This is a genomic window from Pedobacter sp. HDW13 (assembly GCF_011303555.1).
GTDB lineage: Bacteria > Bacteroidota > Bacteroidia > Sphingobacteriales > Sphingobacteriaceae > Pedobacter.
Window position 1 is genome coordinate 3,152,908 of record NZ_CP049868.1, and the last position, 17,234, is coordinate 3,170,141.

The window sequence follows — 17,234 nt, forward strand, 5'->3', positions numbered from 1 at the left end:
TGGAGTAGCGTCACCTACTCGCTTCGCAACATGATATTTCACAACAAGAGAAACAAGAAACACCCAGAAGAAAACGGTGGGCTACTATAAAGGTAAGCTTAACGGAACTTAAAGATGGGGTAAGCCAAAGGAAGCAGTAGCGGTAAGGTACTATATACTGCGAAGCGCTTGCCTTAAACCATAGTCCCGTAGCTCAGCCTGGTTAGAGCACTACACTGATAATGTAGGGGTCTCCAGTTCAAATCTGGACGGGACTACATTACAACAACCTTTTGGGGGATTAGCTCAGCTGGCTAGAGCGCCTGCCTTGCACGCAGGAGGTCAACGGTTCGACTCCGTTATTCTCCACCAAATACAGACACTGTCAGGATTGATGGTCTACATTGACATAATTAAGAAAAGAAGAAACGCCATGGGGCACTGATGTACAACAAAAGAAGGACATCGGAAAACGGTTCGAGACCGCAGTTTTTTACTAACGAAGCTGATACGAAGCTTAAGGAAGGGCACATGACACCCTGTACTTTTATACCTTCGGTTTTCAGCCTCAGTAAAGTTCTTTGACATATTGGAAGAAGTTAAAAAAGAAGAGCAAACAACAATAGGCGACTGTTGTGTTTGTGCTCACCACTCAAATGAGCAATCAGATGAGGGGTATGAGACATCATAACAAGAGCAAAAAAGCATACCATGCGGCGCAAAAGGCGCATGAGTAGAAGAAAGTAATAAAGAGTACACGGGGGATGCCTTGGCTCTCAGAGGCGATGAAGGACGTGATAAGCTGCGATAAGCTTCGGGTATTTGCAAATAGGAATTGATCCGAAGATTTCCGAATGGGGCAACCCGGCATGTTGAAGACATGTCACATATAATGAGCAAACCTGCCGAACTGAAACATCTAAGTAAGCAGAGGAAGAGAAAATAACAATGATTTCCTGAGTAGTGGCGAGCGAAAGGGAAAGAGCCCAAACCTACTTTGTTACGGCAAAGTGGGGGTTGTAGGACTGCAACGTGGCATTAGCAAACAGAAGTGGAACGGGATGGGAAGCCCGGCGATACATGGTGATAGCCCAGTACACGTATAGAATGCTAGCCTAGCAGTATCCTGAGTACCGCGAGGTCGGAGACGCCTTGTGGGAATTTGCCGGCACCATCCGGTAAGGCTAAATACTCCTGAGAGACCGATAGTGAACCAGTACCGTGAGGGAAAGGTGAAAAGAACCCCGAACAGGGGAGTGAAATAGAACCTGAAACCGTGTACTTACAAGCGGTCGGAGCGTACAAGTTGCGTGACGGCGTGCCTTTTGCATAATGAGCCTACGAGTTACTCTTCTCTGGCAAGGTTAAGTGCTTCAGGCACGGATCCGAAGCGAAAGCGAGTCTGAATAGGGCGTATAGTCAGAGGAGGTAGACGCGAAACCTTGTGATCTACCCATGGACAGGTTGAAGGTGCGGTAACACGTACTGGAGGACCGAACCGATAAACGTTGAAAAGTTTCCGGATGATCTGTGGGTAGGGGTGAAAGGCTAATCAAACTGGGAAATAGCTCGTACTCCCCGAAATGTTTTTAGGAACAGCGTCGACGTTGAGTTATATAGAGGTAGAGCTACTGATTGGGTGCGGGGGAGTCAAATCCTACCAAATCCAGACAAACTCCGAATGCTATATAATATAGTCGGCAGTGAGGCGCGGGGTGCTAAGGTCACGCGCCGAGAGGGAAAGAACCCAGACCATCAGCTAAGGTCCCCAAGTTACAGTTAAGTTGAACTAACGAGGTCCGATTGCACAGACAGCTAGGATGTTGGCTTGGAAGCAGCCATTCATTTAAAGAGTGCGTAACAGCTCACTAGTCGAGCGATCGGGCATGGATAATAAACGGGCATTAAATTGTACACCGAAGCTATGGGATTGAAATATATCGGTAGGGGAGCATTCTAGCGGCAGTGAAGGTATCTGGTAATGGGTGCTGGAGCTTCTAGAAAAGCAAATGTAGGCATAAGTAACGATAAGGCGGGCGAGAAACCCGCCCACCGAAAGGATAAGGTTTCCTGATCAACGCTAATCGGATCAGGGTTAGTCGGGACCTAAGGAGAACCCGAAGGGGAAATTCGATGGACAACTGGTTAATATTCCAGTACTTTTTATAACTGCGATGTGGGGACGGAGTAGTGACACTGCCGCGATCTGACGGAATAGATCGTTAAAGGTTGTAGGTATACCGATGGTAGGCAAATCCGCCAACGGTGCTGAAAACTGATAGTACCGCGAGGCTTCGGCTGAGTGGATAGCGCAGGTAATCAGACTTCCAAGAAAAACCGCTAAGCTTCAGGTTATAAAAACCCGTACCGCAAACCGACACAGGTATCCGGGAAGAGGATTCTAAGGTGCTCGAGTGAATCATGGCTAAGGAACTCGGCAAAATGGCCCTGTAACTTCGGGAGAAGGGGCGCTTGCAGCAATGTAAGCCGCAGTGAAAAGGCCCAGGCGACTGTTTAACAAAAACACATGGCTTTGCAAAATCGAAAGATGAAGTATAAGGCCTGACACCTGCCCGGTGCTGGAAGGTTAAGAGGGGATGTCATCCGCAAGGAGAAGCATTGAATCGAAGCCCCAGTAAACGGCGGCCGTAACTATAACGGTCCTAAGGTAGCGAAATTCCTTGTCGGGTAAGTTCCGACCTGCACGAATGGTGTAACGATCTGGGCGCTGTCTCAGCCATGAGCTCGGTGAAATTGTGGTCCCGGTGAAGACGCCGGGTACCCGCAACGGGACGGAAAGACCCCATGCACCTTCACTACAATTTAACATTGACATTGGGTACAGGATGTGTAGGATAGGTGGGAGGCTTTGAAGCGGCGTCGCTAGGCGTCGTGGAGCCAACGTTGAAATACCACCCTTTCTGTATTCGGTGTCTAATCCCGCTCAGCGGGAGACATTGTTTGATGGGTAGTTTGACTGGGGTGGTCGCCTCCAAAAAGGTAACGGAGGCTTTCAAAGGTAAGCTCAATACGCTTGGTAACCGTATGAGGAGTGCAATAGCATAAGCTTGCTTGACTGTGAGACATACAGGTCGATCAGGGTCGAAAGACGGATATAGTGATCCGGTGGTTCTGCATGGAAGGGCCATCGCTCAAAGGATAAAAGGTACGCTGGGGATAACAGGCTGATCTCCCCCAAGAGCTCATATCGACGGGAGGTTTGGCACCTCGATGTCGGCTCGTCACATCCTGGGGCTGGAGAAGGTCCCAAGGGTTCGGCTGTTCGCCGATTAAAGTGGCACGCGAGCTGGGTTCAGAACGTCGCGAGACAGTTCGGTCCCTATCTGTTGTGGGCGTAGGAATTTTGAGTGGGGCTGACCTTAGTACGAGAGGACCGGGTTGGACTAGCCTCTAGTGAATCTGTTGTTCCGCCAGGGGCATTGCAGAGTAGCTACGCTGGGAATAGATAAGCGCTGAAAGCATCTAAGTGCGAAACTAGCCACGAGATGAGAATTCCATATAGGACCGTAGCAGACTACTACGTTGATAGGCTACAGATGTAAAGCTGGTGACAGCACAGTCGAGTAGTACTAATCATCCGAAGCTTTCAAAGCAAACAGACTGTTGTTTGTTCTTCAAACTAACTTCTTTCAATAATATGTCATTTAAGCTCGAGATAGCTTATCTAAAGAAATTTAGGTGCCTATATCGGTGGTGTCCACCTCTTCCCATTCCGAACAGAGAAGTTAAGCCCACCAGAGCCGATGGTACTGCGGTAACACGTGGGAGAGTAGGTCGGTGCCAAATCTTATAAGAAACCCTTTAACAAAACTGTTAAAGGGTTTTCTTCGTTTTATAGAAGACCATGAGTTTGTTTGGTCTGTTAAATTGAAATTTTGAAATCGATATAATTAAGGTTTAAGGCAAAGGGCTTAAGGTTTAGGGAAAATACCCTCCACTTTTATAGCTTCCACCTTCTACCTCAATAAAATATTTAGGTGCCTATATCGGTGGTGTCCACCTCTTCCCATTCCGAACAGAGAAGTTAAGCCCACCAGAGCCGATGGTACTGCGGTAACACGTGGGAGAGTAGGTCGGTGCCAAATCTTAAAAGAAACCCTTTAACAGCAATGTTAAAGGGTTTTCTTTTTTTATAGGCTTTTCTATTTTTATGCCACTTGTACAGAAAGCTTAAAGGCCAAAGCATAAAATCGGTTTTCCTTCAAGCTTTTTGAATCATTAAGGAGTAAGCAAGTTAAGGTTGTTTTAGGATGGTAAGATTTATAAAGCCATTCTTAATGGCCTTAAGTTCTTCATGATAAAAAAATGTGAGCATGATACATTCTTAGATTAACAGTAGGTATCCTGCTCCTGTTAAAAAATGTAAAATCTTTTAACCTCAAGGCAATAAAACCGTATTATTGTAATATTACGTAGATATTGCTATCATGAATTTGAACCTGAAGAAACTGGCTTTCCTTGCTTTTTTATGCGGTGTTAACTTTGCTGTTTTTGCACAGAATAAAAATGTACAACTTCCTGCCAATTGGTTTAATCTCGATTTAACCGAAAATGGTTATTTCGGTATCAGTACAGAAAAGGCTTACCGCGATTTATTAAAGGATAAAAAGCCCAAACAAGAGATTGTAGTGGCCGTAATTGATGGCGGTATAGATACCGACCACCCCGACTTAAAAAATGTACTTTGGACCAATAAAAAGGAAATTCCAGGCAATGGGATTGACGATGATGGTAACGGATATATCGATGATATTCATGGCTGGAATTTTATTGGCTCAAAGAAAGGAAACCTTGAATTTGATAACCTCGAACTGGTACGGTTATTACGTATTTATACACCAAAATATCAGTCTACAACGAATTTAACACCTTTAGATAGTGCACAAAAGGAAGAGTTTAGGCTATACAAGAAAATGGTAGGAGATTTCGGTAAGAAATATGAGGATGCCAGCAATACATTCTCTGTGCTGATTGCCATTAATAAGGTTTTAGATTCTGTTGCAAAGATCAATAAAAAGGAAATTCCAACCTTAGTCGATATTGACCAATATAAAGCTGACGATGAAACGGAAGAACAGGTAAAAACGATTATCAGAAAGGGCGCCAAAGAAGATGGCGGTTTCGAGAAGTTTTATAAAAGTATCAAAGATGGCTACAAACAGTACGATGCCATGCTTAAATACAATTTAAATCCTAAATACGATGTACGGGCTGAGCTGGTTGGAGATGATTACAGCGATGCAAATCAACGTAATTACGGAAATAACGACGTAAAAGGACCCGATGCTTTTCATGGTACTCACGTAGCAGGGATTATTGGTGCCGATCGCATCAATTCAATAGGTATTTTAGGAGTGGCGAATAGCGTAAAGATTATGGCCATCCGAGTAGTGCCCACAGGCGATGAACGCGATAAGGATGTGGCGAACGGCATCCGTTATGCAGTAGATAATGGAGCCAGGGTTATTAACATGAGCTTTGGTAAAAGTTATAAGTGGGATAAAAAAGCAGTAGATGAGGCGGTAAAATATGCCGAAGCCAAAGGTGTACTATTAGTGCATGCAGCAGGAAACGATAATCAGGATAATGATTTGGAAGAGAACTATCCAAATAAATTTTTTGATAGCAAGGAAGCTGAAACCTATAAGCAGGCGCATAAAAAAGCCGTTAAACCAGATTTTACACCACCAAAACCTAATGCACAGTATGGCGGAATGGGTATGAGGTCCCCTTATGACAGAACATCTGTTTTAAAGCCAATTCCGGTCGATACAGCTAAATTTAGACTCCCACACGCAAGCAATTGGATTGAGGTAGGTGCAAGTGCCTATAAGGACGATGATAACCTTAAAGCTGATTTTTCGAACTATGGAAAATACAATGTGGATGTGTTTGCTCCGGGCTTTCTGATCAGATCAACCGTTCCCGACAATAAATATGAAGAAGCTGATGGAACGAGTATGGCTTCGCCGGTTGTTGCAGGCCTTGCAGGCTTAATTTTAAGCTATTATCCCGAACTAAAACCCGCCCAGGTACGGGAAATAATTATGAAATCGGTATCGAAGGTTGCGCATAAAATTAAGTACAAAAACGAAAAGGGCGACAATGTTCGCGTTCTCTTTAGCGAGATCTGTGTAAGCGGAGGCATTGTTAATGCATATAATGCCTTAAAACTGGCCGAAAGCTACAAGTAATTAATGAACCTGCTTAGCCACGCTTATAAGTGGTTTAACAAATTGCTGAATGGTACCGAATGGATATTGTTTGGCTTTTAAATGAGCTATAAAGTTATCCGTACGGGCAATCATTTTTGTGCCGGTGTTTTTGCGTACATAAGCCGGAAAACCAAAACGTTCAAAATCATTAAGATCGGTAAATTCCCAGGGGTGAAAATAGATGTTCAGATACTTATCTTTTTTATAAGCCCATTTTGTCAATGTTTTATAAATGCCCAGTGGAAGGTTGTGAAAGGATAACCAGAACAAAGGAAATCTAAACCACGGACTTACCGAAGCCGGAAGCTGCAATACATTGTTTTGCATAAAGTAGGTTCGCGAAACGTGGAAATTATTGTAACGACCCGGTAAATAGGTTGGATTAATAGAAGAGTTATAGGCATAGCCGGCCTTTTCTACTTCACGTTCATCAACCGGCATCATCCGCGCCATGCGGTAGCCGGTAATTTCCTGTCCCGAAAGTTCTTCTAGTTTTTGTTTCGACTGCAATAAATGCTCTGGTTTAAAATCAGAGTGGTAATAACCATGCGAAGCCAGTTCATGGCCAGTATCAATAATCCTTTTGATCAGATCAGGAATGTTTTCGGCAAAAGTAACCGTACAGAAAAAGGTTGCTTTTACCTGATGTTTATCCAGAATATCCAGAATAGCAATGGTACCCTCCCTCGAAATTGAAATCTGATCTTCAAAGGAAATCGTTTTTCCATACTCAAAAGGCATATCGAACTCTTCGATATCGAAACTTAACAGAACCATTTATTACTGCTTGATATTAGTTGAACGGATAATGTAATTGGGACGGTTTTTAGCTTGCATAAACATCTTACCCACATATATGCCTATAATGCCTAAAATAATGAGCTGCAGCCCACCAAAAAATACAATAGTCATGATTACCGATGCCCAGCCAGAAACTTCGACATGGTTAACGAATGCATAAATGATATATGGGATATACAATACAGATGCAAACGACAATATAAAACCCAGATAAACTGCCGTATAGAGCGGTTTGATACTAAAAGAAGTAACACCATGCAAAGCCAGCCTCAACATCTTTTTCAGCGTATATTTACTTTTACCCGAAAAACGTGCTGCAGGATTGTATTTAATGGCAAACTGTTTAAAGCCAAGCCATTTTACCAGTCCGCGGAGAAAAGGCTCATTTTCGTGGAAATTACGAAAAACGTTCACAACACGCTGATCGAGCAGGCGGAAATCGGCCGCTCCGGGCTCCAAATCAATATCAGAAAGCCAGTTTAATATTTTATAGAACAGGCTTGAAGAGCTTCTTTTGCCTTTCGACAAGTTTTTATCGTCTTCGCGGATGGTATAAACCACTTCATAACCTGCTTCCCATTTTGCAATCATATCCGGAATCAGCTCCGGTGGGTGCTGCATATCACAATCCATTGAGATTACGCAGTCTCCGAAAGCATGATCCATACCCGCTTTAACGGCCAGCTGATGACCAAAGTTTTTAGAAAATTCGAGAAAGTATATATTCCCGGCTGTAGTAGCATACTCTTTTATTTTTTCGAGTGTATGGTCGGAACTGCCATCATCAACCAGGATAATTTCGTAATTGTAACTAAGCGTAGCAAAAACCTTTTTAATACTTTCGGCTATTACAAAAATATTATCGGCCTCGTTGTAAGCAGGGATGACTATAGAAACTAATTTCTTCATTTATCGGTAATCAGATAAGACTCAAAATCTTCTTTCATCATTTGGTAAACAATAGTAAACCAAATAATCACGCAAGGTAGGGCTTTAAGCGAATATAGACGAATAAATTCTTTAACTGCCTTCGGGAAAATGTCGGTAGGCGACAAGCTGGTGAGTATAAAAGCAAAAACAAAAAGTGCAATTATCCAGCCTTTTTTCTCTTTTTGAGTGGTAAACCAAATGGCTACGCCAGCAAAAGCAATAACGTAAGTAGGCGATTCTGATCCGCTGCTGAAAATTACCGTAAAAATTAATGTAGAAGCCAGCAACATTAATCTGAAACCAATATGTTTAAACTGCGCAGTTCTCAAATAAGGTAAGCCAAACAAGATTAATCCACCCAATAAAAAGGGCATATTGGGAATGCTAACATCGCCGGTTATTCTCCGCGCCATTCCCATCAAAGAAATATCCTGAAAGGAAGTTAACGAAGCATTTAAGTCATTTTTATGGGCAAGAGAATTGTACCAGTCGCTGTACGATTGTATAATGAATGCTGGCGACGAAATGAGCATAGGCAATGCAAACAGCAAAGCAAATGCAGCCAAACCAGCGGCAATAAATTTCAACTTGTTTTTGGTGAAAAAGAAAAAAGCAAGGCCTACAATGCCGTACAGCTTAACCAAAGTGCCTAAAGCAATAAAAAAAGCCGAATGTATCTCTTTCTTTTTAACCAGGTAGGAGAAACTAAGTAATATAATTCCTGTTAAGGCAATATTAAACTGGAAACTAAATAGGGCCGTAAGGGTTTCGTGGGCACAGATCCAGGCAATAACTGATCTTTTTTTAAGGCTGATGGGAAGGCTGTAAATACCCAAAAGTAACACCGCTACGTTGGCAATATTCCATAATACTGCGCCAAGGCCATCGGGTAATAACGCAAAGGGCGCAATCAGTATCGAAAATACAGGGCCATAGTGGTTACTGTCTGCATATTCGGGATAATTGAGGTATAAATCTTGTAAACTGGTTGTATGCCAGTAAACGTATTTAAAAATAAGGTAATTGTTATAGGCGTGATGGTGGTATTGTTTATAGCCTGCTATTATAGCCAGTATAAGGTATATGGCAATTATACATTCCTTTTTTAAAAGAAATAAGATGAGTTTTCGACGTTTAACGTTTTTATCCGGAATCATTGTTTTGGCAGTGCAATATAACTATTTTAACAGTTCCGGTAATAACATATTCTATTTATGGTTGGCATTACTCCGTAAATCCATATTTCGACGATAGCCTGATGAAATCATATTCTATGCGATTTAACGCCAATTTAATTTGCAATTAATAAGGTCACTTTACTTTTGGCCTATAAATATTTGGTTCATATTTATAAGGTTTAGTTAGTTGATTATTAAAGGCCATGAAGTATGTGTCATGGCCTTTGCAATAATATTATGGTTTAAATTTAATAACCGTAAACGAATAAGCCGGTATCTCGACTGGCTGACCCGAGGTAAGCATGATGTTGGTCTTTAGTGGCAGTACTTTCTTGTCGGCAGGGTTCCCCGATAGTACTGTCTTTATTGCATTAAAACTATGCTGTTTCAAATTTAAATCCAATGTAGTATTTACCGACACAGGAAGCAGGTTAACCAGTTTAATGGTAATCTCGCCAGTTGCGGAGTCTTTTACCATTGAGCATGCCATTCTTTTTTTTACGGCTTCCTGGTTTACCGAAAGCGCAACGGTAGATGGGAAATAAATATCGCCACCATTTTGGCCGTATAACTGCTGTACGTAATAGCCAGTGGTAGGCTTAACTTCGGTGTTGTTAAAATAAATTAAATCGGGGTTCCATTGTGTGTGGCCCTCTTTCGCAATCAATGGCGCGTAAGATGCCATACTCACTACATCCCCATTGCGCTCGAGCGAGGTTAGGTATAAAGCTTCGGATAATGAGGTTTCCAGATTGGTTTTATTACCTCCAGGTAAACTTGCTGCATATTCGCCCAGATAAACTTTTGATTTGGAACGGTCGTAATTGTCATAAAAGTCCTGATTATTAATAAACCAGCCAGGCGATTGATAATAGTGTTCATCAATAACCGGAACGTTCAGCTCTGAGGCAATCTGCCAGCCTGCATCGTAATCCGTGCCTTCAAAAAATGGTCCGGCAGTACCAATAATTACAATTTCGGGATGAATCTTCTTCAATGCTTTGTAAATCATAGTAAAGCGCTCGGCAAATACTTCAGTTATCTGGTCTTCGTTACCAATGCCAATATATTTTAAGTTAAAAGGTTTTGGATGACCGGCCTCAGCCCGTTTTTTGCCCCATTTAGTTTTAACATCACCATTGGCATATTCAACCAGGTCTGCAATGTCCTGAATATAGGCATCCATTTCGCTCATTGGGATACCGCCTTGTTGCCCGCCACCACCTGTTGATGAATTTTGGCAAGGTACGCCGGCAGCAATAACCGGAACAGGAGCAGCACCAATGTCTTCACAAAACTGAAAATACTCCAAATAACCAAGCCCCATAGTTTGGTGGTAACCCCAAAGGTTACGGTCGGGTTTGCGTGATTCGAGCGGGCCAATAGTGTTTTTCCAATTATAAATATTAGCAATGCCATCGCCGTGAGCTAAACAACCGCCAGGAAAACGAACAAAACGTGGTCTGATGGCTGCAATTGTTTCGGCCAGATCGGCTCTTAAGCCATTGTTACGGTTTTTAAAAGTATTTTGTGGGAATAAAGAAACCATATCTACTGCAAAACGCCCTGCAGTTTCGAGTATGAGCTCTAGCCTGGCATCTGCAACATCTGCAGACGATACCAGTGTTACAGCTTGTTTTTGCCAGTTTGCCTGACCAATTTTTAATGTAGTTTGCGCAATTAAACCAGCTTTAGCACTTGTAAGCTTTACTATTAGATTTAACCTTTCCTTGCCTGCCAGTTTTGTAAAGACCGAAAAAAGATAGGTTGCGCCTTTTTTCAAGGTAATGCCATCAAAACCACTATTGCTTAAAGTAGCGCCTGTACTTAAAGCATTTACCATTGCATAATGCGGGTTATTGGGGTGTATTGGTGCAACAGAATCAATTTGCATGCTGGCCCCCTTACCGGTTATAGCCCAGGCATATGTACTGTTCCAGTTTTTGTCGTTAAAACCTTTATCGCGTAAATTGTATTCAAAATCGCGGTTTTGAATCAGTTCAGCATAAAGCCCGCCATCGGCCGCATAGTTTAAATCTTCGAAGAAAATACCTGTTAACATGCTGCTAATGGCTTTGGGTTTATCAGGTTCGAAGGTTATTTTGGCGGTTAAATCTTTTAATCCGCTAAAACGGAAGGCATCATCTTTGCTTTGCTCGGCATTCTGCTTGCTCTTATAATCCTGCAACTCGTAAGCTTTTTTAAGGGCTAAAATATCAGTCCAGGGTAAGTGGAACATTTGCCCATCCAATTTACCATCCATTTGAATAACAGTACTGGCATTGCGGTAAGCAGCTGCGTTTACGGGTTTTGCAGCACTGTAATGATTTAAATTTTTAGATTTTACCTCAAAATATTTTCCCTCAGCATCTGCATAAATCAGTGTATATTCATCTTCGCCGGGATTATAACTTATCACTGGTCGCAGTACATTTTTACCGCTGGTAACGTAAGGGTAGCTTTGCGGTTTCCAGCTAATCAAATTTGCCGATTGAGCAGTGGCAAACTGCATGGTTTGATTATTTAGGCTCCAGGCGCAAACCCATTGTTTATTTTTCCCCTGAATCAAATAAGGGTTTATCATTTTCTTTTCGGTACCCCAACGGCCATAATCACTTTTTAAAAAGGTGTAATTATTGCCAACTGGTGTCCAGTGCTGCTTATCTAAGCTCCAGGCAAAGCGTAATCCATTTGCGTTGTAGGCAAAAAGGTAAGCTGAGTCGGGTTCATTTTTTTTAAAAGCAAATGTATTTATAACGGTAAGCAAAAGGACTGTAACCGACAATAATTGTTTGTTCATTTGTTTGAGTTAATTCGGTTAAAACTTCATGTTTAAATTCCAGTTACGGGATAATGCTGTTGCCTCCTTTTTAGTAAGGTGTATTACCGCGCCATGTTTGGGCGAAGAGAAATTGGTCGATTTCATTACTCCTTCGTTAAAACGGCCCAGATTGGTGAAATTCGTAAAGTCGCTGGTCTCACTAAAACCGAAATTATGCGGGGTAATGCGGTAGATATCATAAATGAGCACCCATTTATTTTCGCCAATACGTTTATAAACCGTAGGCGCCTCACAACCTACTTTTTCAGGGTCGTACCAGCGGTCGTCGTATTGATAATCTTTATTGATAGATGTTGAAACCGCTTGTTTTACTCCAGATGTACCATCATGCGGAACGTAAAACATGTGAAACTTGTCGCCAACTTTAGTAATATCGGCATCGATATACGATACATCTTTCGGGTACTGAAAAAGCAGCTTTGGCTGTGATTCGAAACGGGTAAAATCTTTATCCATATAAGCATAATAGAGCTTGTCTTTCCCGTTGGCAAAACGCATGGTAAAGTAGATCATCAGCTTATTTTCTTTTTCATCAAAGATCAGTTCTGGTGCCCAGGCACAGCCAATATCGGCCAGTTCGGGGAAAGATTGATCGACCCTTAAAACCCGGTGCGACCAATGAATCAAATCTTTCGATTTCATAAGCACCAAACCGCGATTATTGCCCCAGCCATACGCTTTTCCATCCCGTTCCCATTCTGTATTGCGGTATCCTGCCTTTTGGCCATAAATATGCAGGTCGGTTAAGGCCATGTAAAACATGCCATCGGGGCCACGGTAAATGTGCGGATCGCGGATGCCTTTCTGTTCAGCAATGGTGTCGCCTGCAATAACAGGTTTGGCCTGGTTTACATCGGTAAAACTGTAACCATCTTTACTTAAGGCCATATATAAACCATGGGTATCATCTTTAAAGTATACCATCAGGTAAGCAGCCTTGTCTTTTTCGCGCGCTTGCTGTTTTCGTTGGGCAAAAAGGTTAATCGAGAAGAACAGCGCTATCAAAAGTGTTGTGGTCCGGTAGAAAATAATCATTCGCTTTATATTTGGTTTTAGCAGTTTGAACTACTAAAATAGCAAATAATCGTCATTATGACGATTATTTGTTCCTGATAACATGCGCCATTAAAATTTAAGCTGTTATGAAGAAGAAGCAGCCACAGCTTCTTTATGTAATTCTTTACTCCTAATCCGGCTCAGGGTTTCCAGACGCATACCCAAATAACTGGCCAGGTAGCGCTGGGGATCCGGTTCATATCAATTTTTTTGCTTTCTTCAAGCATGCGGTAGCGGCGCAGCGCATTAGGAATGCGCGCTAGTATCGATCTTTCTGAAGCTGCATAGTAATGCAGGGCCAAAAGCTTGCGGCCAATCACATTGGCTTCTTCGTATTTGGCGTAAGTGGCATCGATTAAAATATAAGGGATACGGATCAGTTCGCAATCTTCTAGTGCCTGAAGATATTCTACCGAATGGTAGGCTTTGTGATCGGGGTGGCGGATGGCACCTACAATGTTGTTACCGAAACTGAACCAGGTGGTAATATCTTTTGTGCCGTCTTTAACAAAGCCACGTACTATACCGCTTTTTACAAAGTAAAGTGCAGCATTACTATCAATCGGAGAAACAATGTGCTTGTTTTTTCTAACCTTAATTAGCGAGCAATGTTTTTCGTACTCTGCAATCATCGAATCAGAAACTGGATAATACTGCTCAAAAAATTGAATGAGCGGCTGTACAAAAGAGCTGTTTTGGGGATGGAGCATCATATTGTAACGTTTAGTTTGTTGAATAATGTGTTATTAATAAAAGCATCAGTTCAACACTTTTAAAGGATATAGGTGGTACTTTTTAAGCAGTAAGACCACATTTACTCCATAGCGGGATGATGGGCTTTTCTAATATGTTTGTTTAATTATTCCGTATCTACGTAAAATATAGCTATTAGGTTTTTTTAAATAGGATTATTTATACAAAAAAAAATACTGTATTAATAAAGTTACATAATTTTTATTGTAAAAACAGATAGCCTGGTGCAATTAGCTTTTTAAAATTAACTAAAACTATCTGTTTGCGATCCGGTTAGCATAATAAGAAAGATGATAATGGAGAGAAAAGATACTAAAAGAAAAGTAATTACTGAACTTGCAACTGCCGGCTTGCAGGCTGCAGCAAAAAGGTTGGGAGCAACCGCAAGCCGTAAACAGATCAGAAAAGGTATTTCGCAAAATATTGGGATTATTGATCAATTATTGCGGTTAACCTTGATGAAAAATATGGACCCTTCAAAAATAATGAAGAGAGATATTGAACTGAGCGCCCTAGGCGTAATTGCCATGCACAATTTTTACAAAGGTTTTAAACGGAACAAGAAACTATGGGTGCTGGAGGGTATTTTTTTATCGGCTGCACTGGCGGGAGTAATTTTGGTAACCCAGATAAACCGTAGCAGGAATAAACCCGAAAAACCCAGCTAAGCCATTTGCTTTAACTTCGATGTTTTGGCCTGTTTAATATAGTTATCCAAAAACTGACCAATGCCTGTTGTAGCATAACCCATCAGTCGCGAGTTTTCGCCCAACTCTGATGATACAATGGTTGTTTTCTCTCTGATCTGGGTCATACAATACGTATTAATAGCCTGCTGCATGGGCAAGGTAATGTATTGTTTTGCTTCGGCAATTTTGCCACTTAAAATAATCAGTTCGGGATTAAAGAGCTGAATGAGCATAGCAATGCCTTTGCCCATATGTGTGCCGATATTGGATAACAATTGAATGGCATACTGATCGCCTTTGTTGGCGGCTGCAATGATAACGGCTGGTTCTATCCTTTCGAGTTCTTCATTACTGAGCTTATTTAGCATAGAATTTTTGCCCGATAAAATGCCTTCTTTAGCCATTTCGGATAGTGCATTACCTGATGCAATGGTTTCGAGGCAACCGTGTTTACCACAGTAACACAAAGCGCCGTTTTCTACGAAAGGAATATGCCCCAATTCACCCGAAAAACCACAGGCTCCGGGTCTCAACTTACTATCCATAATAATACCCAGGCCCACACCCCAATCCATGAGTAAAATGAGCGCATTTTTTTTGCCTTTGGCCATGCCATGTGTAAACTCGGCCATCGTAGAACCATTTACATCGTTCTGGATCACTACAGGCAAATTCAACATTTTTTCGAATGCCGCAGTTAACGAAATATTTTCAGCATCATTCAAAAAATAGCTGTAGTTCTCGCCACGCGCTGCATCAATCAGGCCGGGCATACCTACACTGCAACCAATCAGTTCGCCGTTTGATATGTTTTGTGATTGAAGAATATCCTGTAAATGGGTGTTTAAAATATGGAAGAAATCGGCCCTGCTTTTTGAGATAGGAAGGGCGATAGTTTTAGGGCCAAATATGAAATTATAATTGTTGTCCATAATGGCTATTTTGGTATGGAACAATTCGATATCGATACAAACAATCAGGATTTTTTTGTCCTTTAAGCTATATAGATCAGGTTTTCTACCACCCATGGATGCACCGTAACCTTTCTTTTCAATCCAACCTTCGTCTGTTAAACTGCTAATGAGCTTCAAAATACTGGGGGTACTCATGTTCATCAGCTCACATAATGCTGAAACCGGCGATGGCCCTATACTGAAAAGGTATTTAATCAGCTCATATTTCTGGGTCAGCCTTTTATTCCCCTCATAATTGGATATGCTATTTAATAGGTTAAGATTCATGAATATTTGGTTCAATTTGGATAAATATATAGAACTTCTGTTAAAAATTTATAAAAGTTTTTTTCATACGTAAAGAAATAAACGATGTTTTGTCTTTTTAACAATTTCTTCCTAACATTAACTAACCAAATATGCTATTTAATGTCGCTGTATCCTGTTTTGAAAAAAATATAATGCATTGGCTATTAATTTTAAACTGAACCATCAGATAAGTTTATTTCTACACAACAACCAAAATGAAAACTAAAGAAGAACCACAAACAAACTCCAGAAGAGACTTTATTAAAAAAACAGCAGTGGGCCTTGCTGCCTTTACAATTGTGCCCCGTTACGTACTGGGCGGACAAGGCTTTATAGCGCCCAGCGATAAATTAACCAAGGCGGTAATAGGCGTAGGGGGCATGGGCCGTAACCACTTTGTTTACGATGGCACACAGGTAGTAGCCATTTGCGATGTAGACAGCAGGCATATTGCCAAATCGTTACCCATGCTGGATAAGGGCGTAAAAACCTTTAGCGATTACCGCGAATTACTAAAACTGCCTGAGGTAGATATTGTACACATTGCCACGCCGCCACACTGGCACGGAACCATGGCCATTGATGCGGCCAATGCAGGTAAAGACATTTGGTGCGAAAAACCGATGACACATACCATTGGCGAAGGTAAAAGGGTAATGGAAGCTGTACAGCAACACGGTCGCATGTTTCGTTTAAATACCTGGTTTAGGTTTAAAGATACTTTTTATGGCATGGGAACAACGGTAAAACCCATCAAAAAACTGGTTGATAGTGGCTTACTGGGTTGGCCTTTAAAGGTTACCGTAAGTAAGCATACGGGTTACGACTGGAAATTTTACTGGGTAGGTAAAGAAAATTTACCAGTAGAACCTGTACCTGCTGAGCTTGATTATAATTCGTGGTTAGGGCCTGCACCGTTTAAACCTTACAGTACCCATCGTGTACACGGTACTTTCCGCGGTTATTGGGATTATGATGGTGGCGGTTTAAGCGATATGGGTCAGCACTATATCGATCCTATCCAGTACTTTTTGGGCAAAGATGATACCAATCCAATCTCGGTAGAAGTAGATGCCCCACAACAACATAGTGATGCCGTGGGTACCTGGAGAAGGATTACCTATACCTATGCCGATGGTTGCCAGATTATTTTAGATGGCGAAGGCAAAGATGCCAATGTGCCTTATATAGAAGGACCAAAAGGAAAGCTTTATCCTGGCTTTAAATCCGATATTCCGGATTTGGAGCGTAAACTGGCCGCATTCCCTGATCCGGCTCCACAGATGACAGATTTTGTAACCTCGGTTAAAACCAGACAGCAATTTGCACTGAACGAGGAAAACGGACACCGCTCTTGTAATATCGTAAATATTGGTTTGGCAGCACTCCGCCTGGGCCGTTCTTTAAAATTCGACCCGGTTAAGCAGGAATTTATTGATGATGAAGCAGCCAATAAACTGATCAATCCGGTAATGCGTGCACCTTTCACCATATAGTTCATCTAAACC

Annotated in this window: 10 protein-coding genes, 2 tRNA genes and 3 rRNA genes; 8 read left to right on the forward strand and 7 right to left on the reverse strand. The window is 41.8% G+C overall.

Features of this window, described 5'->3' with window-relative positions:
• Positions 1–182: 182 nt before the first annotated feature.
• The 6 genes from G7074_RS13530 (at position 183) to G7074_RS13555 (ending at position 6,194) form a co-directional block, all read left to right on the forward strand.
• Positions 183–257, forward strand: a tRNA-Ile gene (locus tag G7074_RS13530).
• A 17-nt stretch (positions 258–274) separates the two neighbouring features.
• Positions 275–351 (forward strand) — tRNA-Ala (locus G7074_RS13535).
• Between the two features lie 365 nt (positions 352–716).
• Positions 717–3,592: ribosomal RNA gene (locus G7074_RS13540) — 23S ribosomal RNA — on the forward strand.
• 82 nt (positions 3,593–3,674) lie between these two features.
• Positions 3,675–3,786: ribosomal RNA gene (gene rrf / locus G7074_RS13545) — 5S ribosomal RNA — on the forward strand.
• 187 nt (positions 3,787–3,973) lie between these two features.
• Positions 3,974–4,085 (forward strand): 5S ribosomal RNA (rrf, locus tag G7074_RS13550).
• A gap of 342 nt (positions 4,086–4,427) precedes the next feature.
• Positions 4,428–6,194 (forward strand): S8 family peptidase, encoded by a 1,767-nt coding sequence (locus tag G7074_RS13555; protein WP_166208818.1) that lies wholly within the window; start codon positions 4,428–4,430, stop codon positions 6,192–6,194.
• Here the strand turns inward: G7074_RS13555 and G7074_RS13560 are convergent, their stop codons facing one another.
• The 6 genes from G7074_RS13560 to G7074_RS13585 form a co-directional block, all read right to left on the reverse strand.
• Positions 6,195–6,992: a polysaccharide deacetylase family protein gene (locus G7074_RS13560; RefSeq protein WP_124558265.1), complete on the reverse strand. Its 798-nt coding sequence runs from the start codon at positions 6,990–6,992 to the stop codon at positions 6,195–6,197.
• Positions 6,993–6,995: 3 nt separating this feature from the next.
• Entirely contained in the window at positions 6,996–7,925 is a 930-nt protein-coding gene (locus G7074_RS13565; protein WP_124558266.1) for a glycosyltransferase family 2 protein, read from the reverse strand.
• A complete protein-coding gene (locus G7074_RS13570) occupies positions 7,922–9,103 on the reverse strand; it encodes a glycosyltransferase family 87 protein (RefSeq protein ID WP_166208821.1) in 1,182 nt (393 codons plus the stop codon). The genes G7074_RS13565 and G7074_RS13570 overlap by 4 nt, the downstream gene beginning before the upstream one ends.
• Before the next feature lie 256 nt (positions 9,104–9,359).
• Positions 9,360–11,924, reverse strand: coding sequence for an alpha-L-arabinofuranosidase C-terminal domain-containing protein (locus G7074_RS13575; RefSeq protein ID WP_166208824.1), 2,565 nt, complete (start codon positions 11,922–11,924; stop codon positions 9,360–9,362).
• Positions 11,925–11,942: 18 nt separating this feature from the next.
• Positions 11,943–13,001 carry a glycoside hydrolase family 43 protein gene (locus G7074_RS13580; protein ID WP_166208827.1) on the reverse strand — a complete coding sequence of 353 codons (1,059 nt, stop codon included), beginning with the start codon at positions 12,999–13,001 and terminating at the stop codon, positions 11,943–11,945.
• Positions 13,002–13,162: 161 nt separating this feature from the next.
• Positions 13,163–13,735 (reverse strand): Crp/Fnr family transcriptional regulator, encoded by a 573-nt coding sequence (locus tag G7074_RS13585; RefSeq protein ID WP_166208830.1) that lies wholly within the window; start codon positions 13,733–13,735, stop codon positions 13,163–13,165.
• A gap of 336 nt (positions 13,736–14,071) precedes the next feature.
• Between G7074_RS13585 and G7074_RS13590 the strand changes: the two genes are divergently transcribed.
• On the forward strand, positions 14,072–14,443 hold the full coding sequence (locus G7074_RS13590) for a hypothetical protein (protein ID WP_166208833.1): 372 nt from the start codon (positions 14,072–14,074) through the stop codon (positions 14,441–14,443).
• On the opposite strand, the gene G7074_RS13595 is transcribed toward G7074_RS13590, so the two are convergent.
• Entirely contained in the window at positions 14,440–15,705 is a 1,266-nt protein-coding gene (locus G7074_RS13595; RefSeq protein WP_124558272.1) for an ROK family protein, read from the reverse strand. The genes G7074_RS13590 and G7074_RS13595 overlap by 4 nt on opposite strands.
• A 236-nt stretch (positions 15,706–15,941) precedes the next feature.
• On the opposite strand from G7074_RS13595, the gene G7074_RS13600 reads away from it, so the two are divergent.
• On the forward strand, positions 15,942–17,222 hold the full coding sequence (locus G7074_RS13600; protein ID WP_124558273.1) for a Gfo/Idh/MocA family oxidoreductase: 1,281 nt from the start codon (positions 15,942–15,944) through the stop codon (positions 17,220–17,222).
• Positions 17,223–17,234: the final 12 nt, after the last annotated feature.

Excerpts from the sequence above, each read along its gene's own strand:
- G7074_RS13600 (WP_124558273.1), top strand. The coding sequence starts at position 15,942 with ATGAAAACTAAAGAAGAACCACAAACAAACTCCAGAAGAGACTTTATT.
- G7074_RS13585 (WP_166208830.1), bottom strand. The coding sequence starts at position 13,735 with ATGATGCTCCATCCCCAAAACAGCTCTTTTGTACAGCCGCTCATTCAA.
- G7074_RS13575 (WP_166208824.1), bottom strand. The coding sequence starts at position 11,924 with ATGAACAAACAATTATTGTCGGTTACAGTCCTTTTGCTTACCGTTATA.
- G7074_RS13580 (WP_166208827.1), bottom strand. The coding sequence starts at position 13,001 with ATGATTATTTTCTACCGGACCACAACACTTTTGATAGCGCTGTTCTTC.
- G7074_RS13555 (WP_166208818.1), top strand. The coding sequence starts at position 4,428 with ATGAATTTGAACCTGAAGAAACTGGCTTTCCTTGCTTTTTTATGCGGT.
- G7074_RS13595 (WP_124558272.1), bottom strand. The coding sequence starts at position 15,705 with ATGAATCTTAACCTATTAAATAGCATATCCAATTATGAGGGGAATAAA.
- G7074_RS13565 (WP_124558266.1), bottom strand. The coding sequence starts at position 7,925 with ATGAAGAAATTAGTTTCTATAGTCATCCCTGCTTACAACGAGGCCGAT.
- G7074_RS13590 (WP_166208833.1), top strand. The coding sequence starts at position 14,072 with ATGGAGAGAAAAGATACTAAAAGAAAAGTAATTACTGAACTTGCAACT.
- G7074_RS13560 (WP_124558265.1), bottom strand. The coding sequence starts at position 6,992 with ATGGTTCTGTTAAGTTTCGATATCGAAGAGTTCGATATGCCTTTTGAG.
- G7074_RS13570 (WP_166208821.1), bottom strand. The coding sequence starts at position 9,103 with ATGATTCCGGATAAAAACGTTAAACGTCGAAAACTCATCTTATTTCTT.